Genomic DNA, 24,602 nt, shown 5'->3' on the forward strand with positions numbered 1-24,602 from the left:
GCGTTGGTCGTCGTTGTGCGCCCTCGGACGGCCCAGAGACGGCCCGGAGGGACGTGTCCATTCAGGGACCGAGCCGGTGCAGTGTGATGGGCTCGGATCAGTGACCGCCGCTGGTTCCGACATGGAACCTCGTCAGCGCAAACACGATCACGAGGTCGAGTGTCATCACCGGGATGGCCCAGGCTGGGTAGTACGGGACGAACATGAACTGGGTGATCAGGCTGATCCCTGCCATCGTTGCGCCAGCCCCGCGACCCCAGCTTTGCTTTGTCAGGACTCCCAGGCCAGCAATGACGAGCGCCACTCCGACCACAAGGTGAATCACGCCCCAGGTGGTCAGGTCGAACCGATATTCGTATGGGGACGAGGCGGAGAACAGGGTGTCCTGCGCGATGCCGGATGCGCCCATAAGAATGCTGAGCGGCCCGCTGAGCATCAGCACTGCTCCAGCGAACAGGGACGCACCATTGATCTTTCGCTGCTTTCAGGCCCTAGCTGCGCCCCTTTAGGCATCGCTGCCATGGCCGCCGCCTTTCTTACGGCGTGGTCACTGACACACGCTGTCCGTGTGCAGCTAGCCACGCTCCCCCTGACAGCTTCACCGCAATCCTGAGCCACCGCGACTGCAAGCTGCCTCGGGGAGATCGCGAACTTCAGGCCAGGGAACTAGTCGGTGATCCCTCAAATCACCAGGTATGGCGGGCCAGTCGTTGCCGCTGGCGGTGCTGATCGTGTCTTCGGCCACGGACGGGATCATGCCAGGGCGACGGAGGCCGGCGTAGCGACTTTGGCCGGGAGCCGCTTTGGCGCGAGTGATCATGGCCCCTTACGCTGGACCGCGGATCGGGCAGGCTTGTGGACCTGCCCGTTAATGCCCGATGTGGGGCCACGATCTTCGCGAAGCCAGCCCGCATGACAGCAGGTTCGACGATTCCTACTCTGCCGCCGCTGACTGAAGGACAACGATCTGGCCTCCAATCTCCCTGGCGCCGCTGTGGCACGCAAGATGCACCAAATCGAAGGGCAGCGCAGCGCGTTCGTTCGCTGGGTCGCAAAAATGCTCCGACTCTCGTTGGGTACTGACGACTGGCGGCCGGGCCTAGTTGGTGAACAGATGGTGGGCGAGTCGCTTGCACGGCTCACGTCTCGCGGGTGGAAGGTCTTGCACGCGATCCAATGGCCGAGCGGTGCCGACATCGACCATTTGGTGATCGGGCCATCCGGCGTGTTCACGGTCAACGCCAAGCATCATGCTGGTGCACGCGTCTGGGTAGCGGACCACATGATCCGCGTGAACAACCGAAGCACCGACCACCTGCGCATCGCGATAGCGTAGGCGGAACGGGTGTCCAAGGTCCTCCAACACTGGTGCGGGTGGCCCGTTCCAGTTCAGCCAGTCGTTGGTCGAAAGTAGTACTGACTTACCGTCGAGTACGAAGCGCCGACTCCGTACACAGACAGCCTCGCCGGGCTCGATGTCGAGTACGCGGGCGCCTGGGAGATACGCGGCTGGACAAGCTCACCGTGCGCGATGTCCGAGCGTGGCTCAACAAGCTGACCGACGAATGTCAGTGCTGTGCTCAGGGCAAGGATGCGCGACGCGACAAGGACAAGCGCCGTTGCTGCGCCATCGGCGCGTGCTGCGGCCAGGCCCCTTCCCGGCGCACAGTCCAAGACGCCCGCGCCGTTCTACGATCCGCGCTCACCAACGCCATGACCGAGGAACTGGTCTGTCGAGGAGGCGCGGATGTTCCTGGAGCACGCTCGCTCTGTCGGCGACCCGCTGTACCCGGCGTACGTGTTGATCCTGCTCCTCGGGTTCCGCCGGGGTGAAGTGCTGGGCCTCAGATGGGAGAACGTGAACCTGGATGCCGGGGAGATCACGGTGCAGCTCCAATTGCAGTGCATCCGGCGTCAAGTTGGTGCATGACCACACCAAGACCGAGGCATCGACTGCGACCCTCCCCCTGCCGGACATCTGCGTGACCGCGTTGCAGCTCCGTCGCAAGGCACAGGAAGGGGCAAAGCAAGCGGCTGGTGAGCTGTGAGCCGATTCTGACTTCGTGTTCACGACCCGCTACGGCACTCCGATCGAACCGCGCAACTTCAACCGGGAGTTCGTCGCCCGCTCCCTGAAAGCCGGAGTCCGCAGGATTCGCCTGCACGACACCCGCCACACGTGCGGTTCGCTGCTCGCCGCTCTCGACGTGCACCCGTGGATCGCGATGCAGATCCTTCGGCACAGCAAGATCGCTGTCACGATGGAGATCTACACGCACGTACCGTCAGAGGTGACCCGCAAGGCCCTGCGGCAGCTCGGCAAGCACCTGGGCGGACCCGACAAGCCCGAGAAGCAAGCCCGAGAAGCAAGCTCAACAGTAGTTGCTGTACTTCGCTGCTGTACGGCGCGACAAAGCCCCTAGCGGATCACTCCGTTAGGGGCTTTGAGCTGCTGTGGACCTGAGGGGATTTGAACCCCTGACCCCCTCGATGCGAACGAGGTGCGCTACCGGACTGCGCCACAGGCCCTTGCAACGAGGAAAACTCTAGCATCCCTGCGGGGGTGCTCGTGCCCGCCCCCTGTTCAGGGGCGGACCTCACTCGTTGGCCGCGCGGGGGCGGTCCTCGGCGGTGCCGGGGGCGTACTGGTCGAACAGCGGGGTGCGGTCGCGGTCCCGCTCGCGGGGGCGGCGGGGGTGGGGGTGCTCGGGCTCGGCGGTGGTGCCGGAGCGGGCGGAGCTCCAGGTGTCGGGGGCGCCGAGGTCGACGCTGCCGGTGCCGCGCGGGGCGACGGGGGCGGTGACGTACGTCGGCAGCGGCACCGGGACCGGCTCCCAGCCGTCGTCGGCGGTGGCCTGGTTGCGCTGCTGGTCGACCCACTCGGCGTGGTCCGTCTGCTCGACCAGGGCGCGGCGGTCGGCGGCGCGCGGTGACGGCGGCTCCGGGGCGGCGGGGGCGGCGGGTTCCTGGACGGCCGCACCCGCCTGCTCAGGGCGGGGCCGCTCGCGGGGGCGGTCCCGTAGCCGCCGGGCCGCCTCGGCCGCCCTGCGCTGGTCCATGGTGAACTCGAAGCGGCGGCGCTCGGCCCGGCGCAGGTGCGCGATGTAGAGGGTGAGCAGCACTCCGGGCACCCCGGGCGCCCACAGGTAGGCCACGCCGCCCACCGCGGCGGCGATCGCGCCCGCGGTGAAGGCCAGGAACAGCACGGTGGTGGTACGGCGGCGGCGGGCCAGCACCTTGGCCCGGGCCAGCTTCGCCCGCTCCGCGGTGCGCAGGGGCTGTCCGCCGCGTGGGGCGGTGTGCTCGACCGGCTGGACCTCGGTGGCGGGCATCGCCAGCGACCGTACGTCCACCTCCGGTTCGGGCTCCGGCGCCGGGACCTCGGTGCGCGGCTCGCCGCCCTCGCGCGCCTTGGCGTACCGGCGCTCCATGCCCGCGCGTCCGGACAGCAGCCGGATCGCGGTGCTGAAGCGTTCCGTCGGACGGGCCTCGTTGAGCTCGTCCTGCCTACGGAGCCACATCGGCACCAGGTAGGCAGCCCAGGCCCCGACAATGGCTGCGTAGATGAGGCCGCTGCTGCTCACGCCCAACACGGTAGGGGCCCCAGCGACGGCCCAACAGCAATTCGGCGCGGTGTGTCGCACGATCTGGCTGATATGCCGAACTTTTTTTGTGATTGTTGGGCTGCTCTTGCGAGGAACACGGTCATTGGGCGACCAATTTCGAACAGGTATTTTATTTCTGGGGCGCGCCAGGGCGTACCCGGTGCCAGCGGGCCAGCATGCCCTCTTCCGGTACCTCGTCGACGGTCAGCGCGTAGACGAGGTGGTCCCGCCAGGCCCCGTCGATGTGCAGATAGCGCGGCCGCAGCCCCTCTTCGCGGAAGCCGAGTTTCTCCACCACCCGGCGGCTCGGCGCGTTCTCCGGGCGGATGCACACCTCGATGCGGTGCAGGCCCATGGCACGGAAGCAGTGGTCGACGGCGAGCGCGACCGCCGTCGGGATGACACCGCGCCCGGCCACCGCCTCGTCCACCCAGTAGCCGATGTGCGCCGAGCACATCGACCCCCAGGTGATGCCCGCGATCGTCAACTGCCCGACCAGGCGCCCCTGGTACTCCACGACGAACGGCAGCATCCGCCCGGCGTGCGCCTCGGCCCGAAGGTGGCGCACCATCTGCCGGTACGTCGGACGGTGGACGACATGGCCGGGCGGCCCGGGCGGCATGGTGGCCTCCCACGGGCGCAGCCACTCGCGGTTGCGGCGGTTGACCTCCCGCCAGGCGCGCTGGTCGCGCATCCTTATCGGGCGGAGCGTCACATCGCCGTCCACCAGTTCGGTGACCCACGGTCCGTTCAGCTCGGTCTCCGGTCGGTGCGGGGGTGGTCGCCGCCGTGGATCTGGTCGACGGCGTGGGCCAGGAGCGGTGCGAGGACGGCCAGGCCGTCTCGTACGCCGCCCGTCGAACCGGGCATGTTCACCACAAGAGTGCCTCCCGCGACCCCGGCGAGGCCACGCGAGAGCACCGCGGTGGGCACCGTCTCCCGGCCCGCGGCGCGGATCGCCTCGGCGATGCCGGGCACCTCGAAGTCGATGACCCGGCGGGTGGCCTCGGGAGTGCGGTCGGTGGGCGAAAGACCGGTACCGCCGGTGGTGACCACCGCGTCGTATCCGGCGGCGACCGCCGTGCGCAGCGCCTCCTCCACCGGATCGCCGTCCGGCACCACCCGCGGCCCGTCCACCGCGAACCCCAGCTCCTCCAGCGCGGCGGCGATCAGCGGCCCGCCCCGGTCCTCGTAGACCCCGGCGGCGGCCCGGTTGGAGGCGGTCACCACCAGCGCCCGGTACGGCCCGCTCACCGGGCGCCCTCCGGGCGGGACCAGTCGCCGGACTTGCCGCCGGTCTTGGTCTCCACCCTGATGTCGGTGATAACAGCGGCCTTGTCCACCGCCTTGACCATGTCGACGACGGTGAGCGCGGCGACGCTCACCGCGGTCAGCGCCTCCATCTCCACACCGGTGCGGTCGGTGGTCTTCACCTCGGCCGCGATCTCCACCGCGTCGTCGGCCACCGCGAGGTCCACCCGCACCCCGGAGACGGCGAGCGGGTGGCACAGCGGGACCAGCTCGGGCGTGCGCTTGGCGGCCATGATGCCCGCGATCCGGGCGGTGGCGAGGGCGTCGCCCTTGGGCACGCCCTCGCCGCGCAGCAGTTCCACGACCCGGCCGGACACCAGTACCCGCCCGGTGGCTCGGGCGGTGCGCGCGGTCACGTCCTTGCCGCTGACGTCGACCATGCGGGCCGCACCGGCCTCGTCGAGGTGCGTCAGATGACCTTGGTGGTCAGGTGGGCTGCTCATGGTTCTCCCGGTCCGGTGCTCCGCCGGTCAAGTCCGTCTGCCTGGTGGCAGCAACGGTACCGGCAGCCACCGGCGGTCAATCGAGCAGGATCACGTCCACCTCGGCGCCCTCGGCGGCTTCGGTGCTCTGTTCCGGCACCACGATCAGCGCGTTGGCGTGCGCGAGCGCCTTGACCAGGTGCGAACCGGCGCCCCCCACCGGCGTCACCGCGCCGCCCTCGTACCAGCCGCGCAGGAACTGCCGCCTGCCCTCGGGCGAACCGCTGATCCGCGCCGCGCACCGGGCGCGCACAGGCTCCCGGCGCACCGGCTCCAGGCCCATCAGGGCGCGGATCACTGGCCGGACGAACAGCTCGAAGGAGACGTACGAGCTGACCGGGTTGCCCGGCAGGGCCAGCAGCGGGGTGCGGTCGGCGCCGATCAGGCCGAAGCCCTGCGGCTTGCCGGGCTGCATGGCGAGCCTTCGGAACTCCAGCTCCGACAGCGCCTCCTTGACCACGTCGTACGCGCCGACGCTGACCCCGCCGCTGGTGACGAGGAGGTCGGCGCGGATCAACTGGTCCTCGACGGTGGCGCGCAGCGTCGCCGCGTCGTCCGCGACCGCCCCCACCCGGTAGGCGATGGCGCCCGCGTCACGGGCGGCGGCGGCCAGCGCGTAGCTGTTGGAGTCGTGGATCTGCCCAGGTCCCAACTCCTCGCCGGGCGCGACGAGTTCACTGCCGGTGGACAGCACCACCACCCGCGGCCGTGGCCGGACCAGCACCTGACCGCGGCCGATCGCGGCCAGCAGCGCGATCTGCGGCGGCCCGAGCCGGGTCCCCGCGGCGAGGGCGGGCTCGCCCGCCGAAACGTCACTGCCCCGGGCGCGGACATGGGCGCCGGGCTCCGCCGGCCGGTAGACCCGGACCTCGCCGCTGGCGCCGCCCGGGTGGGCGCTGTGGGCCCGCATGGTGGTGGCCGGGCCCGCGCCGAGCCCCGCGTCGGTCCACTCGACGGGGACGACGGCCTGCGCGCCGGGCGGCAGCGGCGCGCCGGTCATGATCCGCGCGGCCTGCCCCGGACCGACGGTGGGCAACCGCGCGTCGCCCGCCGCCACGTCGCCGATGACCTTGAGGACCACCGCGCTGTCCGCTCCGGCGCCCGCGATGTCGGCGACGCGCACCGCGTAGCCGTCCATCGAGCTGTTGTCGAACGGCGGCAGTGCCACCGCCACCGTGACGTCCTCGACCAGTACGCAGCCGTGCGCGTCGTCGAGCGGCAGCTCGATGGGCTCAAGCGGGGTCAGTCGCCGCAGGATGTCGTCGAGGTGGTCGTCCACCGACCACTCGCGGTCCGCCCCACCCCCGCCCGCCGCGCGGGCGGACTCATTCGGACTGCTCACGTTTGCATTTCCTCCGAAACGTAATGACGAAGCCAGGCCCGGAACTCCGGCCCCAGGTCATCACGTTCGCACGCCAGCCGCACGATCGCCCGCAGATAGTCACCGCGGTCACCGGTGTCGTACCGCCGCCCGGAGAACAGCACGCCGTGCACCGGGCCGCCCCGCGTCTCGTCCAGGGCGAGCTCGCGCAGCGCGTCGGTGAGCTGGATCTCGCCCGCGCGCCCCGGCGGGGTCTGCTTGAGCACGTCGAAGACGCGGGCGTCGAGCACGTACCGGCCGATGACGGCGTACGAGGACGGCGCCTCGGCGGCGGTTGGCTTCTCCACCAGGTCGGTGACCCGGACCACGTCCCCCTCGTCCAGCGGTTTGACCGCGGCGCAGCCGTAGAGGTGGATCTGCGCCGGGTCGACCTCCATGAGCGCCACCACGCTGCCGCCGAACCGTTCCTGGACCTCGATCATGCGGGTCAGCAACGGATGGCGCGGGTCGATCAGGTCGTCGCCGAGCAGCACCGCGAACGGCTGCCGCGCCACGTGCGGCTCGGCGCACAGCACGGCGTGGCCGAGGCCCCTGGGGTCGCCCTGGCGCACGTAGTGCATGGTGGCCAGGTCGCTGGACTCCTGGACCTTGGCCAGCCGCGACTCGTCCCCCTTGCGGCTGAGGGCCTCTTCGAGCTCGTAGTTCCGATCGAAGTGGTCCTCCAGTGGCCGCTTGTTACGGCCGGTGACCATCAGTACATCCGAGAGCCCGGCGGCGACCGCCTCCTCGACGACGTACTGGATCGCGGGCTTGTCCACGACCGGCAGCATCTCCTTGGGCGTCGCCTTGGTCGCCGGAAGGAACCGGGTGCCGAGCCCTGCCGCGGGGATGACAGCCTTGCTGATCCGAGGGCGTACCTGAGTCATGTTCCGCACGATAACCGTTGTGCGTGAATAGAAATATGTGGTCCGCGTGAAAATCGCGGGCGTGATCACCAGGGGATGTAATGGGTCAAACCGATCAGGGGGACACCGCCAAGATCACACTGCGTGCCGAACTCCTGGCGGCCCGCCGCGCGATGGCGCCGGAAGAACGGTCGGCGGCGGCCCGCGCGCTGGCCCAACACGGCCTTGAACTGCCGGAGTTGGCGGCGGCCCACACGGTCGCCGGATATGTGTCGGTGGGCGGCGAGCCCGGCACCCGGGAACTGCTCGACCTGCTGCGCGGGCGCGGGGTACGGGTGCTGCTGCCGGTACTGCGGTTCGACAACGATCTCGACTGGGCGGTGTACGGCGGCCCGGAATCGCTGGTGCGGGCCGGGCGCGGGCTGCTGGAGCCGGACGGCCCGCGGCTGGGGTGCGACGCGGTGCTGGCCGCCGATGCCGTGCTGCTGCCCGGGCTGGCGGTGGACGCGCACGGCGTGCGGCTGGGCCGCGGCGGCGGCTCCTACGACCGGGTACTGGCCCGGCTGGCGCGCGCTGGCGCGCATCCGGCGCTGGTGGCGCTGCTGTACGCGAGCGAGGTGGTCGCCCGCGTGCCCAGGGAGGCGCACGACCACCCCGTGCACGCGGTGATCACTCCGGACGGGGTCCGGCGCTTCCGGTAGGCCGGTTCCGGCGGCTGCCGGGCGGCCTTGGGGGCGGGGGGTCTGAGGTGCGGTGGGGTCTGGAGTGCGGTGGGGTCTGGGGGCGAGCCCTCAGACCCCACCGCCGCTACGGGGTCAGGGTCAGTTTGTCCTTGGTCCCCTTGTCGACCGCGCCGCCGGTGTAAGACCACTGCAGCAGCTGCCCGTTGACCCACATGTTGGTCTGGTCCGTGTAGTGGGCGCTGTAGGCGTGGCCCGAGGCACCGGTGAGGTTGATCCAGCGGGACCTGTCGAAATCGTCGAGGTTGACGATCATCCGCATCGACGGCACCCAGACCACGTCAAAGCCGCCCGCCGCGTTCCAGCCGCTGGCGTCGACCGCCGCCTCGCCGCCGCTGAGCTGCCACGGGCCGCGATTGAGCAGCCACTTGACCAGGGCGGGGTTGTCACCGCTGCCCAGCGTCTGGTTGCGCAGCTCCATCTTGTGCAGCCGCCCCCAGCTCCAGGTGTCGATGTTCTTGCCCAGTTTGGCGGTCAGTTCGAAGCGCGCGTCCTTCATCGCCTGGGCGAGCAGCTCGTCCCGGTTGTGGGCGGGCTCGCCCTTGGTGGTGGAGGTCCACCAGGGGCTGTCGGCGTTCGGCAGGACCTCGCGGACCACCTCGAACCACCGGTCACCGCCGTCCGGCTGCGCCTGCGACGGATCGCGCTGACCGCACTCGTTGACCAGGTGCTGGCCGCTGCCCAGGTTGTTGGCCTGGCCGGAGTCGTTGACCGGGGTCACCCACAGGCACTGGCCCTTGGGCCGCAGCTCCTTGGGCATCTTGTTGCCGAATGCGAGCTTGAGCGTGTTGCGCCACACCGCGTTGAAGTACGCGGCGGCGGCCGAGTCGGAGCTCTGGCTGAAGTCCCAGCCCTCCAGCAACTGCTGCGCCTGGCGGACGTAGGGGTCGGTGACATTGATCTTCAGCAGGTAGGGCACCAGCAGCTTGGCGATCTCGCTGCTGTTGTCCATCTGCATGGACTGCATGTCGTCCATGGAGATCTTTCCGCCGCCCGTCAGCTTGGACTGGATCAGGTCGTTGATGCGCTGGCTTCGGGTGCCGTACCCCCAGTCGTCGGTGATCTCGTACGGGTAGTCCTTGGCGGCGACCGCCTGGTTGGCGGTGACGATGTAGCCGCGCTTGGGGTCCTCCTCGTACGGCAGCGCGGTGCGCGGCACCCAGCCGGTCCACTGGGCCCGCGAGTCCCAGCCCGGGGCGGGCCAGCGGCCGTCGAAGCCCTTGGCGCGGACCGGGATCTGGCCGGTCGCCTGGTAGCCGATGTGGCCCTTGGTGTCGGCGTAGACCAGGTTCTGCGCGGGCGCGGAGAAGTCCGCGGCGGCCGCCCTGAACTGGTCGAAGTCGGCGGCCTTGTCCACCGCGAAGACCGCGTCCATGGTCTTGCCGGGGGTCAGCGCCGACCAGCGCAGCGCCACCGCGTAACCGCCGCGCCGGTCCGGCGCCGGGTCGGTGACCGGTGCCTCCTGGCCGACATTGGCCATCTCGTCGCTGACGTCGGAGATGACCGGCATCCCGTTGTTGGCGACCCGTACCGTGATGGTGCGGCTGCCGCCGCCCGCGACCTTGATGGTCTCCTGGCGGGTGGTGAACGGCACCTGCTTGCCGTCGAAGAGGTAGCTGTTCCCGGTGACCTTCTCCAGATACAGGTCAGTGGTGTCGGCGCCCATGTTGGTCAGGCCCCAGGCAATGTTCTGGTTGTGCCCGATCACCACCCCCGGCATTCCGGCGAAGGTGTATCCGGTGACGTCGTACGGGCAGGAGGCGCTCACCGTGCGGCAGTGCAGGCCCATCTGGTACCAGACGGACGGCAGTTGGGGCGCCAGGTGCGGATCGTTGGCGAGCAGCGGCTTGCCGGTGGTGGTGTACTTGCCGGACACCACCCAGGCGTTGGAGCCGATGCCGTTGCCGGTCGGTCCGAGCAGCGCGGGCATGTTGTCCACTGTCTTCGCCAGCGCGGAGAGTTGGCCGCTGGCGGAGTTGGTGCCGGGCGCCGAGGCGGTGCTCGTGCCGCCCTGCGGCACGAAGTCCTTGCCGCCGCCCGCGACCGTACCGCCGTCCACGATGGGCTGATTGCGGTCGTAGGGGTAGGCCGGATACAGCTGCTCGATCTGCGCGGTGCTCAACCTGCTGGTCATCAGGGCGCGGTCGATCTCGTCCTGCATGTTGCCGCGCAGGTCCCAGGCCATCGCCTTGAGCCAGGAGACCGAGTCCACCGGAGTCCACGGCTCGGGCTTGTAGCCGTTGCTGAGGTCCAGCGCGGTGTACTCCATCGACAGGGCGGCGCCGTGGTGGCCGGACAGATAGGCGTTGACACCGTCGGTGTACGCCCGCACGTTGGCCTTGGTCTCGGCGGACAGCTGGGTGTCCCACTCCTGCTGGGCGACCTGCCGCATGCCCAGGGTGCGGATGAACGCGTCGTTGTCCACGTCGCTGGAGCCGAACATCTCGGACAGTCGGCCCGCGGTGAAGTGGCGGCGCACGTCCATCTCGTAGAAGCGGTCCTGCGCCTGCACGTATCCCTGCGCGCGGAACAGGTCCGCCGTGGAGTCCGCGTAGATCTGCGGAATGCCCTGCGCGTCCCGGTCCACCCGCACCGGACCCGCCAGCCCCTTGAGTTGGAGCGTGCCGGTGGTCTGCGGGAAGGAGGCGCGGACCGTGCTGACCGTCCAGTACGAGCCGTAGCCGATGCCCGACACCAGGAGCAGTACGACCACGATGACGAGCAATCGTGCGCGGCGGCCCTTCTTCTTCGCGGGAGGGCCGGACGTGTTGGCGGGCATCGCTGTCCTTCGCGGGGCAGGGTGGGACCGAAGTGCTGGCAGCAACCATATGGGCAGCGGGCGCCCGCCAGGCAGGGGGACCCCGGAATGCCAAGACCGGGTAAAATGTTAGAGAGCGAAACGAACTCCCGTTCAGGCAACCCCAGTACGGCCCGCCCCCTCGGATGGAAGGACCGCGCCCTGTCTGTCGAGCACCTCAACGAAGTCCTGCTGGTCTCCGCCCTCGTCCTGCTCGTCGCGGTGGCGGCGGTAAGGGTGTCGTCCCGCAGCGGACTGCCGAGCCTTCTGCTCTACCTCGGCATCGGCGTGGCCATCGGCCAGGACGGCATCGGCGTCCAGTTCAACGACGCCGCTTTGACACAGGTGTTGGGGTACGCGGCCCTTGTGGTGATCCTCGCCGAGGGCGGACTCGGCACCAAGTGGGAGGAGATCAAGCCCGCGGTGCCCGCGGCGGCGGTGCTGTCCACGGCGGGCGTCGCGGTGAGCGTGGCCGTCACGGCCGCCGCCGCGCACTTCCTGGTGGGGCTCGACTGGCGGCAGGCGCTGATCATCGGCGCGGTGGTGTCCTCGACCGATGCGGCGGCGGTCTTCTCCGTACTGCGCAAGGTGCCGCTGCCAGCCCGGCTGAACGGCGTCCTGGAGGCCGAGTCCGGCTTCAACGACGCCCCCGTCGTCATCCTCGTGGTCGCCTTCTCCACCGCGGGACCGGTCGAGCACTGGTACGTACTGCTCGGTGAGATCGCGTTGGAGCTGGCGATCGGCGCCGCGGTCGGCATCACCATAGGCAAGCTCGGCGCCCTCGCGCTCAAGCACGTCGCGCTGCCCGCCTCCGGTCTGTACCCGATAGCCGTGATGGCGCTCGCGGTGCTGGCGTACGCGGGCGGCGCCCTGGCGCACGGCAGCGGCTTCCTCGCGGTCTACCTGGCCGCCCTGGTGCTGGGCAACGCGGCGCTGCCGCACCGGCCCGCCACGCGCGGGTTCGCCGAGGGCGTCGCCTGGCTGGCGCAGATAGGCATGTTCGTGCTGCTCGGTCTGCTGGTCAACCCGCGCGAGCTGAGCCCCGACCTGCTGCCCGCGGTGCTCATCGGGGCGGTGCTGACGCTGGTGGCCAGGCCACTGTCGGTGATCGCCTCGCTGACCCCGTTCCGCACCCACTGGCGCGAGCAGGCGCTGCTGTCCTGGGCGGGACTGCGCGGCGCCGTGCCCATCGTGCTGGCGACCATCCCGATGGTGCACCAAGTCGCCGACAGCCACCGGGTGTTCAACATCGTCTTCGTGCTGGTGATCGTCTTCACCCTGGTGCAGGGCCCCACCCTGCCGTGGGTCGCCGGGCGGCTGCGGCTCGGCACCCCGGGGGCCGCCGCCGACCTGGGCATAGAGTCCGCGCCCCTGGAACGGCTGCGCGGCCATCTGCTGTCGGTCTCCATACCCGAGCGGTCCCGGATGCACGGCGTGGAGGTCTCCGAGCTGCGGCTGCCGCCCGGCGCCGCGGTCACCCTGGTGGTGCGCGAGGACCGCAGCTTCGTCCCGAGCCCGTCCACCGTGCTGCGGCGCGGCGACGAGCTGCTGGTGGTCGCCACCGACCAGGTGCTGGACGCGGCCGAGCGGCGGCTGCGCGCGGTGGGCCGGGGCGGCAAGCTGGCGGGCTGGCTGGAAGGGCGCCCGTCCGCCGCCCGTCACCACCCGTAACGCGGGTCCTTCGGCCCGCAGCGGCAGCCGTAGTGCGGCACCCCCGCCACGGCTGGCGGAACAAGCACCCGAAACCTGCCGTTAACATGGTGATGTTGTAAATCCCCAACTCTGCCTGACGCAGAGCTGGCGCGACCGCACGGCGGCCGCGGTCCCTCTGCCACCCCAACGGTGCGGACCGACGGTATCTACCGGCGCCCTGCGCGAGAGGACAGCTCTCGGCGCATCGCGTGGCAATCCCATCGGTGCGCTACCAGGCGGCAGAAAGGCCCAGGCCGTGGCAACCACGGTCCGCGAACACGACCGCGTGGACACCGGTCCCGAGATCGGCACCGGTACGCCCGCACAGACGAAGACCGAGCCCGCACGCCCCGGATACAAGCAGTTGCTGCGCACGCCGGACGCGTGGACGTTCCTGCTCCCCGGCTTCGCCGCTCGCCAGCCCTTCGCGATGCTGACCATCGGCATCGTGCTGCTGGTGCAGCACACCACCGGCTCCTACGGCAGCGCTGGCGTGGTCTCCGCGGTCACCGGCGTCTCCATGGCGCTGTTCGCCCCGCAGAGCGGCAAGCTGGCCGACCGCTTCGGCCAGGCCGCGGTACTGCTGCCGGGCGTCCTGGTGCACACCGCCGCCATCACCGCGCTGATCACCCTGGCCCTGGCGCACGCGCCCCTGTGGGCGCTGCTGGCCGCCGCGGTGCCCGCGGGCGCCTCGGTCCCGCAGGTCGGGCCGATGGTGCGGTCCCGGTGGGCGGCCAAGCTGAACGGCTCGCCGCTGATGTCGACGGCGGCCGCGTTCGAGTCGGTGACCGACGAGTTCACCTTCGTGGTCGGCCCGGTGCTCGCCACCGCGCTGTGCACCTCGGTGCATCCGGCGGCCGGTCTGGTCGCCGAGGCGGCGCTGACCCTGGTCGGCGGTCTGCTGTTCGCCGCGCAGCGACGCACCGCGCCGGTGCCCAGCCGCGCGGGCGCCGGCGCCGCCGAACGGCACGTCTCCGCGCTGGCCGTGCCCGGTGTGCGGGTGCTGGCGACCGTGTTCTTGGGCATCGGCTCGGTGTTCGGCGGCATGCAGGTCTCCATGACCGCCTTCACCCAGGCGATCGGCCAGCCCGGCATCAATGGCCTGCTGTACGGCACGTTCGCGGCGGGCAACATGTGCGCGGGCATCGTGTGCGGCGCCATCGCCTGGAAGGTCACCCCGCAGCGGCGGCTGCTGCTGGCCTACCCGCTGCTGACGCTGGCCTGCTCGACGCTGTGGGCGGTGCACGCGGTACCGCTGCTGGGCGCGCTGGGCCTGCTGGTGGGGCTGTGCATCGCGCCCTCGCTGATCACCGGCTACACCCTCGTGGAGTCGCTGGTCCCGGCGGCGGCCAGGACCGAGGCGTTCACCTGGCTGACCGGCGCGGTGGCGCTGGGCCAGGCCGCCGCGGCCACGGTGTCCGGCCAGTTGGCCGACCACTTCGGGGCCAGCGCTGGCTTCCTCGTCCCGCTGGGCGGCACGGCGCTGGCGCTCGCCACCCTGCTGACGCTGCGCGGACGGCTGTCCGCCAGCCACCAGAACGGGTGACGGACCGCCCGGACGGGGCATGCGGTGCCGGGTGTGACACGGCTCGCGGTGGACTGAAGCGGCGGAATGCTGCACTATGGAGCGTTGTTAGCACTCATTGAGTGAGAGTGCCAGGAGGAGCAAGTGCCGACCTACCAGTACCAGTGCACCGAGTGCGGCGAGCCACTAGAGGCCGTGCAGAAGTTCAGCGACGAGGCGCTCACCGAGTGCCCGAGCTGCCAGGGCAGGCTGCGCAAGGTGTTCTCCGCGGTCGGTGTCGTCTTCAAGGGCTCCGGCTTCTACCGGACCGACAGCCGCGGCACCTCGTCCAGCAGCAGCCCGGCGAAGTCGTCCTCGAACGGCTCGGAGGCCAAGTCCTCCGGCGGCTCGGAGTCGAAGTCGTCCACCAGCACGGCGACCGCCTCCAGCACCCCGGCCGCCTGACCCGACGGGGCCGCACACCTTACGTCTCGCGTACGGACCCCACCGAAGCACTCCGGTGGGGTCCTCGCCATGCCCGGCCGGGCTAGGGTGACGGCATGACGCAGACCAGTAGCGCCCAGGCGGAGATAGGTGTCATCGGAGGGTCAGGTTTCTATGCCTTCCTCGACGATGTGACGGAAGTCACCGTCGATACACCCTACGGTCCGCCGAGCGACTCGGTGTTCCTCGGCGAGGTGGCCGGGCGCAAGGTCGCCTTCCTGCCCCGCCACGGCCGCAAGCACCATCTTCCGCCGCACCGCATCAACTACCGCGCCAATCTGTGGGCGTTGCGCTCGCTGGGCGTCGCCCAGGTTCTGGGCCCCTGCGCGGTGGGCGGCCTGCGCGAGGAGTACGGCCCCGGCACCCTGCTCGTCCCCGACCAGTTGGTGGACCGTACGAAGTCGCGCGTCCAGACGTACTACGACGGCGAGGCGCTGCCCGACGGCCGGGTGCCGGGCGTGGTGCATGTGGCGTTCGCCGACCCGTACTGCCCGGTGGGGCGGCGCGCGGCGGTGCGCACCGCGCGGGCCGGTGGCTGGGAGGCGGTGGACGGCGGCACGCTGGTGGTGATCGAGGGGCCGCGGTTCTCCACCCGCGCCGAATCGCTGTGGCACGCGGCACAGGGCTGGGCGGTGGTCGGCATGACCGGGCACCCGGAGGCGGTCCTCGCGCGCGAACTGGGCCTGTGCTACACGTCGTTGACCCTCGTGACGGACCTGGACGCGGGCGCCGAGCACGGCGACGGCGTCTCCCAGGAAGAGGTCTTCAAGGTCTTCGCGGCCAATGTCGCCCGGCTGCGGAACGTACTGTTCGATGTGGTCGGCGAGTTGCCGCGGAACGACGAGCGCGACTGTCTGTGCGCGCACGCGTTGGACGGTCTGGACACCGGCCTCGAACTGCCGTAGTGCGCCCGCCGGTTGGGGAGGGCGATTGGGGAACGATGTGGTGAGCGAGCAGCAGCAGGAGCCCAAGCCCGGTCTGTTGGGCGGTTTCAAGGAATTCCTGACCCGCGGCAACGTGGTCGACCTGGCCGTCGCCGTAGTCATCGGGGCCGCGTTCACCGGGGTGGTCAACTCCGTGGTGAACGGCGTGATCAACCCGGTGGTCGGCGCGTTCGGCACCAAGGACCTGGCCAGTTACAAGGCGTGCCTGAAGGGTCCGTGCGGCTATGACTCCGCCGGGCACGTCACGCACGGCGTGGCGGTCCTTTGGGGCTCGGTGCTGGGCGCGGTGCTCAACTTCCTGATCACCGGCGCCGTCGTGTACTTCCTGATGGTGGTGCCGATGGGCCGCTACCTGGCCCGGCGGGCGGCCAGGCGCGCCAAGCAGGAGGAGGAGCACGCCGAGGTCGAGGCGACCGAGGTGCAGCTGCTGCGGGAGATCCGCGACGCGCTGGTGGCGCGCTCCTCGTAGCGGGTCACAGGTGGTGCGGAGGCTTCTCGTCCAGGAACCGGGCGAGATCCGCCGCACCGCCACTGGGCCGCTCGCCCCAGCCGTCGTCCGAGTCATCCGCCGAGGGACGGTCGAACGGGTCGTCGAAGACCAGCCCGGGTGCCGTCTGCGGGTGCTCGGGGGCGTTGTCGGTGCTCATGGGGTCAAGGGTACGGTCGGCTCGGGTCATGCCGCTTCGTGGTCGAAGCCGCGGTCCCGGGCCATCCGCTTCAGCTCGACGAGGGCGTGCTTCTCGATCTGCCGGATGCGCTCACGGGTCAGCCCGTGCTGCTTGCCGACCTCGGTCAGCGTGCGCTCCTTGCCGTCGTCCATGCCGTAGCGGGCGCGGATGATGGAGGCGGTGCGGCCGTCGAGACGGCCGATCAGGTCCTCGAGCTCCTCACGGCGCAGCATGACCAGGACCGAGTCCTCCGGCGAGGTGGCCGAGGTGTCCTCCACCAGGTCGCCGAACTGGGTCTCGCCCTCGTCGTCCACGGACATGTTCAAGCTCACCGGGTCGCGGGCCCAGTCGAGCACATCGGCTATCCGCTCGGGCGAGGCGCCCAGCTCCGCGGCGATCTCGGCGGGCTCCGGGTCGCGCCCGTGCTCACGGTTGAACTCCCGCTGCACCCTGCGTATCCGGCCCAGCTCCTCCACCAGGTGGACGGGCAGCCGGATGGTGCGCGACTGATCGGCGATCGAGCGGGTGATGGCCTGCCGGATCCACCAGGTCGCGTACGTCGAGAACTTGAAGCCCTTGGCGTAGTCGAACTTCTCAACCGCCCGGACCAGACCGGCGTTGCCCTCCTGGATCAGGTCGAGCAGCGGCAGTCCGCTGCGCGGATAGCGACGGGCGACCGCGACGACCAGACGCAGGTTGGAGCGAATGAAGATGTCCTTGGCGCGCGCCCCGGCCTTCACGAGTGCGCGCAGTTCCTCCTCGCTCGCCCCCGCGGCGGTCTCCCCCTCGTCGAGCAGGTGCTCGGCGAAGACCCCGGCCTCGATGACCCTGGAAAGTTCGACCTCCTGCGCCGCGTCGAGGAGCGGGGTCCGCGCGATCTCGTCGAGGTACATGCCGACCAGATCGCGGTCAGCCGCCTCGCCGCCAGAGGCGCGAACACTGCTGGGCCCATCGGTGCGACGGGCGACGGCACGGGTTGCCATGCGTGCTCCCTTTGCGTGGTTCGGTCGCGTAATCAGTGATCTCGTGTCTCGTGCTCTTGGGTCAGGCGGGCGGACACACCTTTCGGGTGCCCACTCAGTCGGAAACAACGACTGGAATCCGGACAGAATTCCCAGGCAGCTCGCTCATTTTGCTGATCTTGCAGTATCCTGCGGGATTTCCCCGGGCGGACGGAGGAGCGTCGCCGTGGCGCATCACGCGGAAGCGCAGATCAGGCCGGGCACGCGGGCAGATCTGGAGCAGCTCACCGCCATCTACAACCACTACGTCCTTCAGACGCACGTCACCTTCGACACGGTTGCCTTCACGCCTCAACAGCGGCGGCCGTGGCTGGCCGCCTACGCCGACCGCGGGCCGCACCGCCTGTTCGTCGCCGAGGCGGCCGGGCGACTGCTCGGCTACGCGACGAGCGGCCGGTTCCGCGCCAAGCCCGCCTACCGCACCTCGGTGGAGACGGCGGTCTACTGCGCGGCGGACGCGGCCGGTCGCGGCACGGGCACGCTGCTGTACCAGACCCTCTTCGCGGCGCTGGCCGACCAGGGGCTGCACCGCGCCTACGCCGCCATCGCCCTGCCCAACGAGGCGTCGGTACGGCTGCACACCCGGTTCGGCTTCCGCGAGTGCGGCCGGTACGCGGAGTGCGGCCACAAGTTCGGCCGCTACTGGGACGTGGCCCACTTCGAGAAGCCGCTCTGATCCGTCAGCCCGCCAAGCCGGGCCCTGGGGGCTCACCCCCACAAGACCCGGCGGCCCGGGGGCCTTGGGGCCTGCCCCCAGAAGAAGACTCCGCCGCGACGGCGAGCGACCCCCACGGCGGACCCCCGGCGGCACCGAACCCACCGCAACCCGGCAAACGCCACAGGCGGCGGTGGCCCGCTACCGCCGCCAGGGCAGGTCCGCACCCCCACGAGGCGCGAGCCCCTCCGCCACGATCCGCATGATCTCCCCGAGCTGCCGCACCTGCTCCTGCGTGAGCCGGTCGAACAGCGCGCCCCGCACCGCCTCCACATGGCCGGGCGCGGCCGCCACCAGCGCCGCGAACCCCTCGTCGGTCAGCACCGCCATCTGGCCGCGCCGGTCGGTGGGGCAGTCCTCGCGCCGTACCCAGCCGTTCTGCTCAAGGCGGGCCACCGCGTGCGACAGCCGACTACGGGTGATCTTCGAGCGCTCCGCGAGATCGGTCATCCGCATCCGGCGCTCCGGCGATTCGGAGAGCCAGACCAGCAGCGCGTAATAGGTGTGCGGCATTCCGGCGTCACGCTGCAACTGACGGTCGATGTGATCGGAGAGCAACTGGCTCGCCGCCAGATAGGCACGCCAGGTCTTCTGCTGTCCGTCATCCAACCAACGGGGTTCCGTCGTCGCCATACCTCCAGCCTACGACTGCTTGAACATTCAACGACGAATGCCCCGCCTCCTTACGAGAAGGAAGCGGGGCACCGTCCGCGCCTCAGGGCGCGCGACCGTCAGTGCGCGACGACCGGAACCGGAAGGTCCGCGATCTCGTCCGCACCGTCACCGGAGGCGGCCGAAGTCCCGCCCTGGTGGCCGGTGTTGATGGCGACGAACGCGATCACCGCGGCGACCGCCAGGATCCCGACCGCCCACCAGATCGCGGTGGCGTACCCGTGCACCATGGCCTGCAGTTGGAGCAGCTTCGCGGCCTGCGGCGAGCGGACCCGCGCCAGGTGCGCGGTGGCGTACGAGGTGGTGGCGCTGGCCGCGATGGTGTTCAGCAGCGCGGTACCGATGGAACCGCCCACCTGCTGCGAGGTGTTGACCATCGCGGAGGCGACACCGGCGTCGCGCGGCTGCACACCGTGCGTGGCCAGGCTCATCGCGGGCATGAACGCGGTGCCCATGCCCAGACCCAGCAGGACCAGGGCGGGCAGGATCAGCGCCGGGTAGGAGCTGTCGACCTTGATCTGGGTCAGGATCAGCATGCCGATGGCGGCGACCACGAAGCCCGGACCCATCAGCAGCCGCGGCCGCACCCGGGTCATCAGCCGGGCGCCGATCTGCGTCGAGCCGGTGATCATGCCGACGACCATCGGCAGGAACGCCACACCGCTGACCACCGGGGTGTAGCCCTTGACGACCTGCATGTAGTAGGTCAGGAACAGGAACAGCCCGAACATGCCGATCACGGCGAGGCCCAGCGAGGCGAACACACCACCGCGGTTCCGCTCGGTGACCACGCGCAGCGGCAGCAGCGGAGCGGCGACCCGGGACTCCACCGCCACGAACGCGAGCAGCAGCACGCCCGCCGCGATGAACAGGCCGACGGTGAGCCCGGCGCCCCAGCCGTCGGACTCGGCGCGGGTGAAGCCGTAGACCAGGGAGACCAGGCCGAGGGTGGCCAGCAGCACGCCGGGGATGTCCAGGCGGTTCCGGTTGCGGGTGCCCGCGGGCTCGTGGATCACGGTGATCGCACCGGCCGCGGCGACCACGGCGAAGCCGATGTTGACGAACAGCGCCCAGCGCCAGTTGAGGTACTCGGTCAGCACGCCACCGAGCATCAGGCCGATGGCCGCCCCACCACCCGCGATGGCGCCGTAGATGCCGAACGCCTTGGCGCGCTCCTTGGCCTCGGTGAACATCACCGACAGCAGCGACAGCGCGGCGGGTGCCAGCAGCGCGCCGAACACACCCTGCAACGCGCGGGCGCCGAGCAGCATGCCGGTGTTGACCGCGGCGCCGCCGAGCGCGGAGGCGCCCGCGAAGCCGAGCAGACCGATGATGAACGCGCGCTTGCGGCCCGCGAGGTCGGCTATTCGGCCGCCGAACAGCAGCAGTCCACCGAACGCCAGGGTGTAGGCGGTGATCACCCACTGCCGGTTGCCGTCGGAGATGTGCAGGTCGTGCTGGGCGGACGGCAGCGCGATGTTAACGATGGTCGCGTCCAGCACGACCATCAACTGGGCGATGGCGATGAATACGAGCGCTTTCCAGCGCCTCGGGTCGAGCGGGGGTGCGCCAGCAGGCATGGGTGGGACCACCTAGGGATGCGGAGAAGGTAAGAAGTCGTGAAAAGGGAGGAAGGCTGATGCTATGCGGATGTTTCGGAGAACGCTCAGGATTTTTGCCGCAGGTCCTCGAACGTCACCGCGCTTCCCGGGAGTTGGGACCGTGCGGGGGCCCGTAGTCCGTCGAGGAAGAGTTGTAGATGGCGATGGGCGAATCGGTCGGTGTTGAAGCAGGCCGTGCCGGGCAGCGGCCGGGTGAGTTGGGACAGCGCCACCATCAGGTCGCCCGAGGCGACATCGGTGCGGAGCTGTCCGGATCGGTGGGCACTGTCGATCAGGGCCTGCACGGCCACCGTCAAGTGATCACCTGCGACGACGAGTTCGGGGTCATCCTCTTCGAACGCGCCGGACAGCAGCGTACACAACGCGCCGATGCGCTCGTCGGCCGCTTCGTGCATGAACCGGCGCAGCGCCTCGAACGCGTCCGGCTCCTCGGCGAGCGTGGCCTCGGCCCGTTGCGCGACGCGGTCCATGACCGACAGCGTCACCGTACGGATCAGCTGCCCGCGGTCGGCGAAGTGACGGTAGAGCGTGGCGTTGCCGACCCCGGCCCGCCGGGCGATCTCGTCCAGCGGGAGGTCGGGACCGTGCTCCACGAACGCCTCACGGGCAGCGGTGACGATGCGTTCCCGGTTGCGGGACGCGTCCGCCCGCAGTCGGGGCCGCTGCTGCTCGATGGCGACACTGCCCACGATGGCGCTCCTTTCCGTCGCATAGCAGGTTTACGGGCCACAGCCCGCAGAAGGGACATGGTTGGATTTCGGCCAACCATGGAGGTAAACGGGGAGAACTCCCCCGGATATTTCGGGGGTTCGTGTGACCTGCACCACGTTTGAGCTACGCGACGACACCAAGCGCCCGTCGCCGCCGCAGTGACGCGGCGTACGAGACCAGCAGCCCGCCCGCCGCCCAGGCGGCCAGCACCCACCAGGCCCGCGCGGTGGCGGCGCCGTGGAAGTAGACGTGGTTGCGCACCAGCGTGGTGGCCGCCCCCGTCGGCAGCGCCTGGCCGATCGCGCTCCAGAACGGCGGCAGCCTTGAGTCGGCTCAGTCGTCCGGAACGGCGCTGTTGGCCACGGCGAGCTGGTGCGCCCGGCGGCGCCTGATGACCGCGGTACCCGCGAGCGCGCTCGCGGTGAAGGCGAGCAGCACCGCCCGGGGCCGGTCGAGCACATGGCCGGTGACCTCGTCCAGCGAGTAGCGGCCCGGCCCCGCCACCGCGAGCCCCGCCGCCGAGTAGCCGAGGAACAGCGGATACTCAAAGCCGCCCGACTGCGCGAAGAACCCGGCCGGATAGTGCACCGCGACCGCGCCCGACATCGCCCCGGCCGCCACCGCTCCCGCAACGGGCGTGGCGAGCCCCAACGCCAGCAGCAGCCCGCCGCCCGACTCACCGAGCCCGGCGGCCAGCGCGCTCGGCCTGCCGGGCTTGAAACCCATCTGCTCCATGGCCGAGGCGGTGGCCTTCAGGCCGTGGCCGCCGAACCAGCCGAACAACTTCTGCGCGCCGTGTGCGAACAGCACCCCGCCGACACCCAGCCGCAGCGCGAGCAGTCCTAGGTCCTTGCGGTGCGTCAGGGACATGACGGGTCCTTAAGATCGCGCGGTTGACGGACGGGCGGAGGAACCGGGTTGGCGGCGGGCGGCGGAACCAGGGCCTCCAGCTTCGCCGGGGCCGCGCGGGCCCGCCGCTCCTGCTAGGCCGACCAGGGGAGCTACCGCCCGGTAACGAGATCGCGGAAACGGGCGACAGCGCCGCGCCCCTACCGCTAGAAGGGGTGGAGCACGGCCCACTTCGACGACTCGACACCTGAAAACGTGATCTGGAGTGACGCCCGATGACCCAGCCCCGTCCGTCCCTGCGCATCGCCAACTGCTCCGGCTTCTACGGCGACCGGCCCTCCGCCGCCCGGGAAATGGTCGAGGGCGGGCCCATCGACGTACTGACCGGCGACTACCTCGCGGAACTCACCATGCTCATCCTGTGGAAGGCCAGGCAGCGAGATCCACACGGCGGCTACGCGGTGTCGTTCCTCGCCCAGATGCGCGAGGTGCTCGGCAGCTGCCTGGAGCGCGGCATCAAGGTCGTCGTCAACGCGGGCGGCCTCAACCCGGCGGGCCTGGCGGCCAAGCTCGGCGAGCTGGCCGCCCTCGCCGGGCTGGCCCCGAAGATCGCCCATCTGGAGGGCGACGACCTGCTCCCGCGGCTTGCCCAACTCCAGGCCGCTGGCGAGGAGTTCGCGCACATGGCGACCGGTCAGCCGCTCGCCGACGCCGAGGTGCGGCCGGTGACCGCCAACGCCTACCTGGGTGCCTGGGGCATCACCGAGGCGCTGCGCGCCGGGGCCGACGTGGTCATCTGCGGGCGGGTCACCGACGCCTCGCTGGTCGTCGGGCCCGCCGCCTGGGCCTTCTACTGGGCGCCGGACGACTGGGACCGGCTCGCGGGCGCCGTCACCGCGGGCCACATCATCGAGTGCGGCGCCCAGGCCACCGGCGGCAACTACGCCTTCTTCACCGAACTAGACCGCCCGGTCCACCCCGGCTTCCCGATCGCCGAGATGTACCCGGACGGCTCGTGCGTCATCACCAAGCACCCGGGCACCGGTGGGGCGGTCACCGTCGACACCGTCACCGCGCAACTGCTGTACGAGACAGACCGGCCCAGCTACGCCAACCCCGACGTCATCGCGCGCTTCGACACCGCCAGGCTGGCCCAGGAAGGCCCGGACCGGGTGCGGGTGGACGGTGTCAGGGGCGAGCCCGCGCCAAACACGCTCAAGGTCTGCCTCAACTACCAGGGCGGCTACCGCAACACGGCAACCTTCGTCCTCACCGGTCTTGACCTCGACGCGAAGGCCCGGTTCGCCGAGGACGCACTCCTCGACGCGGTGGGCGGCCGGGACGCCTTCGCCGAACTCGACATCCGACTGGACGGCCCGTATACATCCAACGGCACCGCACGGCTGGTGGTGACCGCCAAGGACCCCGACCAGCGCAAGGTCGGCCGCGGCCTGTTCACCGCCATCGCGGGCACCGGGCTGTCCAGCTATCCCGGCTGCTATCTGGAGCAGGCCTCACCGCACGCCTCCGAGTACGGCATCTACTGGCCCGCACTGGTCTCCAGCGACGCGGTACACCCCGAGGTGGTGCTGGCCGAGGGCACACGTATACCCGTGCCGCGCCCTCCCGTACGCGGCTACGCGGCAGAGCAGGATGTCCCGGCGGATCCGGCGCCCCCGGTGCCCGGGCCGTACGTCAGCGTTCCGCTCGGTACGGTCGCCGGGGCGCGCTCGGGTGACAAGGGCGGTGACGCCAATGTGGGGCTCTGGGTCCGCGATGACCTGGCGTACGGCTGGCTGCGCGGCCACCTGGACGTGGAGCGGCTGCGGCAGATGTTGCCCGAGGCGGCCGGGCTGGCCATCAGCCGCTACGAACTGCCGAACCTGAGGGCGGTGAACTTCGTCATCCACGGCCTGCTCGGCGACGGCGTGGCCGCCGCCACCCGCCCCGACCCACAGGCCAAGAGCCTCGGCGAACAGCTGCGGGCCTGCCCCGTGGACATCCCGCGGGCACTACTGGAGCCGCGTATATAACCCGCCCTTGGCGCCGTACTGACCAGCCCTTGACCAAGATCGACGAACTGGCTGTGGGACTGCCCACATTGCCCGGGGCCGGGCGCTTGGCACACACCCGCGCTGCGTAATCTGGGGCCGCGTCGCCTGCATCGGGCTGGCGAGAGCACGGAGGGAACCGACCCGTGGACAACACCATCCTGCACAAGGCCATATTTCTGCTGCGCGACTGCCACGAGCCCGAGCAGCAGGTCGTCGAGGGCCTGAAGAACTACTTCCCCGAGCTGTCGCTCAGCGAGCGCGAGCGCTACGCCAGCGAGGCATGGGACATGGTGCACGGCAAGCACTCCGCGATCTGATCGCCGTCCCGCTTGACCGGTGGCCGGACCCTCCGGGGTCCGGCCACCGGTTTTTCGTGCGCCGACGCTGCCCGCACCACCGCCTCAGCAGGCGGACCGCGGCCAACCCCAGAAAGATGGGGGGTGACCGCCGTGGAGGGGGCAGACGAGCAGTACGAAGGGCTCGC

At 70.5% G+C, this 24,602-nt stretch carries 27 protein-coding genes and 1 tRNA gene; 12 read left to right on the forward strand and 16 right to left on the reverse strand.

Annotation, left to right across the window (positions count from 1 at the left end; all coding sequences use genetic code 11):
• Positions 1-97: 97 nt before the first annotated feature.
• Positions 98-472 (reverse strand): DUF7144 family membrane protein, encoded by a 375-nt coding sequence (locus NON19_RS09540; RefSeq protein WP_443729335.1) that lies wholly within the window; start codon positions 470-472, stop codon positions 98-100.
• A gap of 522 nt (positions 473-994) precedes the next feature.
• Here NON19_RS09540 and NON19_RS09545 point away from each other — a divergent pair.
• The 3 genes from NON19_RS09545 (at position 995) to NON19_RS09560 (ending at position 2,423) form a co-directional block, all read left to right on the forward strand.
• Positions 995-1,336: a nuclease-related domain-containing protein gene (locus NON19_RS09545; RefSeq protein WP_255926279.1), complete on the forward strand. Its 342-nt coding sequence runs from the start codon at positions 995-997 to the stop codon at positions 1,334-1,336.
• Positions 1,337-1,747: 411 nt separating this feature from the next.
• Positions 1,748-1,930 carry a site-specific integrase gene (locus NON19_RS09555; RefSeq protein WP_255926281.1) on the forward strand — a complete coding sequence of 61 codons (183 nt, stop codon included), beginning with the start codon at positions 1,748-1,750 and terminating at the stop codon, positions 1,928-1,930.
• Between the two features lie 133 nt (positions 1,931-2,063).
• Positions 2,064-2,423, forward strand: coding sequence for a tyrosine-type recombinase/integrase (locus NON19_RS09560; protein WP_255926283.1), 360 nt, complete (start codon positions 2,064-2,066; stop codon positions 2,421-2,423).
• A gap of 32 nt (positions 2,424-2,455) precedes the next feature.
• On the opposite strand, the gene NON19_RS09565 is transcribed toward NON19_RS09560, so the two are convergent.
• The 7 genes from NON19_RS09565 to galU form a co-directional block, all read right to left on the reverse strand.
• A tRNA-Ala gene (locus NON19_RS09565) sits at positions 2,456-2,529 on the reverse strand.
• Positions 2,530-2,597: 68 nt separating this feature from the next.
• Positions 2,598-3,584, reverse strand: a complete 987-nt coding sequence (gene sepX / locus NON19_RS09570; protein ID WP_255926285.1) for a divisome protein SepX/GlpR — start codon at positions 3,582-3,584, stop codon at positions 2,598-2,600.
• 151 nt (positions 3,585-3,735) lie between these two features.
• Positions 3,736-4,299 (reverse strand): GNAT family N-acetyltransferase, encoded by a 564-nt coding sequence (locus NON19_RS09575; RefSeq protein ID WP_372514061.1) that lies wholly within the window; start codon positions 4,297-4,299, stop codon positions 3,736-3,738.
• A 56-nt stretch (positions 4,300-4,355) separates the two neighbouring features.
• Positions 4,356-4,859 carry a MogA/MoaB family molybdenum cofactor biosynthesis protein gene (locus tag NON19_RS09580; protein ID WP_255926289.1) on the reverse strand — a complete coding sequence of 168 codons (504 nt, stop codon included), beginning with the start codon at positions 4,857-4,859 and terminating at the stop codon, positions 4,356-4,358.
• Complete coding sequence (gene moaC, locus NON19_RS09585) at positions 4,856-5,359, reverse strand: cyclic pyranopterin monophosphate synthase MoaC (protein ID WP_255926291.1); 504 nt, start codon at positions 5,357-5,359, stop codon at positions 4,856-4,858. Before moaC ends, NON19_RS09580 begins: the two co-directional genes overlap by 4 nt.
• A gap of 76 nt (positions 5,360-5,435) precedes the next feature.
• Positions 5,436-6,740, reverse strand: coding sequence for a molybdotransferase-like divisome protein Glp (gene glp, locus NON19_RS09590; protein ID WP_255926293.1), 1,305 nt, complete (start codon positions 6,738-6,740; stop codon positions 5,436-5,438).
• A complete protein-coding gene (gene galU / locus NON19_RS09595) occupies positions 6,737-7,645 on the reverse strand; it encodes a UTP--glucose-1-phosphate uridylyltransferase GalU (protein ID WP_255926295.1) in 909 nt (302 codons plus the stop codon). Before galU ends, glp begins: the two co-directional genes overlap by 4 nt.
• Before the next feature lie 80 nt (positions 7,646-7,725).
• Here galU and NON19_RS09600 point away from each other — a divergent pair, with 80 nt between their 5' ends.
• The gene (locus NON19_RS09600) at positions 7,726-8,325 is read left to right on the forward strand and encodes a 5-formyltetrahydrofolate cyclo-ligase (RefSeq protein ID WP_255926297.1); all 600 of its coding nucleotides are present in this window, start codon (positions 7,726-7,728) and stop codon (positions 8,323-8,325) included.
• Positions 8,326-8,431: 106 nt separating this feature from the next.
• On the opposite strand, the gene NON19_RS09605 is transcribed toward NON19_RS09600, so the two are convergent.
• Positions 8,432-11,143: a penicillin acylase family protein gene (locus NON19_RS09605; protein ID WP_255926299.1), complete on the reverse strand. Its 2,712-nt coding sequence runs from the start codon at positions 11,141-11,143 to the stop codon at positions 8,432-8,434.
• Between the two features lie 105 nt (positions 11,144-11,248).
• Between NON19_RS09605 and NON19_RS09610 the strand changes: the two genes are divergently transcribed.
• The 5 genes from NON19_RS09610 to mscL all read left to right on the forward strand — a co-directional run bounded on the left by NON19_RS09610 (position 11,249) and on the right by mscL (position 16,274).
• Entirely contained in the window at positions 11,249-12,832 is a 1,584-nt protein-coding gene (locus NON19_RS09610) for a potassium/proton antiporter (protein ID WP_255926301.1), read from the forward strand.
• Positions 12,833-13,157: 325 nt separating this feature from the next.
• Positions 13,158-14,399, forward strand: coding sequence for an MFS transporter (locus NON19_RS09615; protein WP_308213670.1), 1,242 nt, complete (start codon positions 13,158-13,160; stop codon positions 14,397-14,399).
• A gap of 123 nt (positions 14,400-14,522) precedes the next feature.
• A complete protein-coding gene (locus tag NON19_RS09620) occupies positions 14,523-14,822 on the forward strand; it encodes an FmdB family zinc ribbon protein (RefSeq protein WP_255926303.1) in 300 nt (99 codons plus the stop codon).
• A 95-nt stretch (positions 14,823-14,917) separates the two neighbouring features.
• Positions 14,918-15,766 carry an S-methyl-5'-thioadenosine phosphorylase gene (locus NON19_RS09625; RefSeq protein ID WP_255926305.1) on the forward strand — a complete coding sequence of 283 codons (849 nt, stop codon included), beginning with the start codon at positions 14,918-14,920 and terminating at the stop codon, positions 15,764-15,766.
• A 37-nt stretch (positions 15,767-15,803) separates the two neighbouring features.
• Complete coding sequence (mscL, locus tag NON19_RS09630) at positions 15,804-16,274, forward strand: large conductance mechanosensitive channel protein MscL (RefSeq protein ID WP_372514062.1); 471 nt, start codon at positions 15,804-15,806, stop codon at positions 16,272-16,274.
• Between the two features lie 4 nt (positions 16,275-16,278).
• On the opposite strand, the gene NON19_RS09635 is transcribed toward mscL, so the two are convergent.
• Both NON19_RS09635 and NON19_RS09640 read right to left on the reverse strand, forming a co-directional pair.
• Positions 16,279-16,452 (reverse strand): hypothetical protein, encoded by a 174-nt coding sequence (locus NON19_RS09635; protein WP_255926309.1) that lies wholly within the window; start codon positions 16,450-16,452, stop codon positions 16,279-16,281.
• Between the two features lie 26 nt (positions 16,453-16,478).
• Positions 16,479-17,456, reverse strand: a complete 978-nt coding sequence (locus tag NON19_RS09640; RefSeq protein ID WP_255926311.1) for a sigma-70 family RNA polymerase sigma factor — start codon at positions 17,454-17,456, stop codon at positions 16,479-16,481.
• A 205-nt stretch (positions 17,457-17,661) separates the two neighbouring features.
• Between NON19_RS09640 and NON19_RS09645 the strand changes: the two genes are divergently transcribed.
• Positions 17,662-18,171 (forward strand): GNAT family N-acetyltransferase, encoded by a 510-nt coding sequence (locus tag NON19_RS09645; protein WP_255926313.1) that lies wholly within the window; start codon positions 17,662-17,664, stop codon positions 18,169-18,171.
• 180 nt (positions 18,172-18,351) lie between these two features.
• Here NON19_RS09645 and NON19_RS09650 read toward each other — a convergent pair whose 3' ends face one another.
• The 5 genes from NON19_RS09650 to NON19_RS09670 form a co-directional block, all read right to left on the reverse strand.
• A complete protein-coding gene (locus NON19_RS09650; RefSeq protein ID WP_255926315.1) occupies positions 18,352-18,843 on the reverse strand; it encodes a MarR family winged helix-turn-helix transcriptional regulator in 492 nt (163 codons plus the stop codon).
• A gap of 98 nt (positions 18,844-18,941) precedes the next feature.
• On the reverse strand, positions 18,942-20,462 hold the full coding sequence (locus NON19_RS09655; RefSeq protein ID WP_255926317.1) for an MFS transporter: 1,521 nt from the start codon (positions 20,460-20,462) through the stop codon (positions 18,942-18,944).
• A gap of 86 nt (positions 20,463-20,548) precedes the next feature.
• The gene (locus NON19_RS09660) at positions 20,549-21,196 is read right to left on the reverse strand and encodes a TetR/AcrR family transcriptional regulator (RefSeq protein ID WP_255926515.1); all 648 of its coding nucleotides are present in this window, start codon (positions 21,194-21,196) and stop codon (positions 20,549-20,551) included.
• A 142-nt stretch (positions 21,197-21,338) separates the two neighbouring features.
• The gene (locus NON19_RS09665) at positions 21,339-21,476 is read right to left on the reverse strand and encodes a hypothetical protein (protein ID WP_372514054.1); all 138 of its coding nucleotides are present in this window, start codon (positions 21,474-21,476) and stop codon (positions 21,339-21,341) included.
• 72 nt (positions 21,477-21,548) lie between these two features.
• On the reverse strand, positions 21,549-22,085 hold the full coding sequence (locus tag NON19_RS09670; protein WP_255926319.1) for a DoxX family protein: 537 nt from the start codon (positions 22,083-22,085) through the stop codon (positions 21,549-21,551).
• Between the two features lie 254 nt (positions 22,086-22,339).
• Between NON19_RS09670 and NON19_RS09675 the strand changes: the two genes are divergently transcribed.
• Both NON19_RS09675 and NON19_RS09680 read left to right on the forward strand, forming a co-directional pair.
• Positions 22,340-24,097, forward strand: a complete 1,758-nt coding sequence (locus NON19_RS09675; RefSeq protein WP_255926321.1) for an acyclic terpene utilization AtuA family protein — start codon at positions 22,340-22,342, stop codon at positions 24,095-24,097.
• A gap of 164 nt (positions 24,098-24,261) precedes the next feature.
• On the forward strand, positions 24,262-24,435 hold the full coding sequence (locus NON19_RS09680) for a hypothetical protein (RefSeq protein WP_255926322.1): 174 nt from the start codon (positions 24,262-24,264) through the stop codon (positions 24,433-24,435).
• Positions 24,436-24,602 lie beyond the last annotated feature (167 nt).

This window comes from Streptantibioticus rubrisoli (assembly GCF_024436055.1).
In the GTDB taxonomy this organism is placed as follows: domain Bacteria; phylum Actinomycetota; class Actinomycetes; order Streptomycetales; family Streptomycetaceae; genus Streptantibioticus_A; species Streptantibioticus_A rubrisoli.

Bases quoted from the DNA above. Each gene is read 5' to 3' on its own strand.
- NON19_RS09555 (WP_255926281.1), top strand. From the start codon at position 1,748: ATGTTCCTGGAGCACGCTCGCTCTGTCGGCGACCCGCTGTACCCGGCG.
- NON19_RS09575 (WP_372514061.1), bottom strand. From the start codon at position 4,299: ATGCGCGACCAGCGCGCCTGGCGGGAGGTCAACCGCCGCAACCGCGAG.
- moaC (WP_255926291.1), bottom strand. From the start codon at position 5,359: ATGAGCAGCCCACCTGACCACCAAGGTCATCTGACGCACCTCGACGAG.
- galU (WP_255926295.1), bottom strand. From the start codon at position 7,645: ATGACTCAGGTACGCCCTCGGATCAGCAAGGCTGTCATCCCCGCGGCA.
- NON19_RS09600 (WP_255926297.1), top strand. From the start codon at position 7,726: ATGGGTCAAACCGATCAGGGGGACACCGCCAAGATCACACTGCGTGCC.
- NON19_RS09605 (WP_255926299.1), bottom strand. From the start codon at position 11,143: ATGCCCGCCAACACGTCCGGCCCTCCCGCGAAGAAGAAGGGCCGCCGC.
- NON19_RS09610 (WP_255926301.1), top strand. From the start codon at position 11,249: ATGTTAGAGAGCGAAACGAACTCCCGTTCAGGCAACCCCAGTACGGCC.
- NON19_RS09625 (WP_255926305.1), top strand. From the start codon at position 14,918: ATGACGCAGACCAGTAGCGCCCAGGCGGAGATAGGTGTCATCGGAGGG.
- NON19_RS09635 (WP_255926309.1), bottom strand. From the start codon at position 16,452: ATGAGCACCGACAACGCCCCCGAGCACCCGCAGACGGCACCCGGGCTG.
- NON19_RS09640 (WP_255926311.1), bottom strand. From the start codon at position 17,456: ATGGCAACCCGTGCCGTCGCCCGTCGCACCGATGGGCCCAGCAGTGTT.
- NON19_RS09650 (WP_255926315.1), bottom strand. From the start codon at position 18,843: ATGGCGACGACGGAACCCCGTTGGTTGGATGACGGACAGCAGAAGACC.
- NON19_RS09655 (WP_255926317.1), bottom strand. From the start codon at position 20,462: ATGCCTGCTGGCGCACCCCCGCTCGACCCGAGGCGCTGGAAAGCGCTC.
- NON19_RS09670 (WP_255926319.1), bottom strand. From the start codon at position 22,085: ATGTCCCTGACGCACCGCAAGGACCTAGGACTGCTCGCGCTGCGGCTG.
- NON19_RS09675 (WP_255926321.1), top strand. From the start codon at position 22,340: ATGACCCAGCCCCGTCCGTCCCTGCGCATCGCCAACTGCTCCGGCTTC.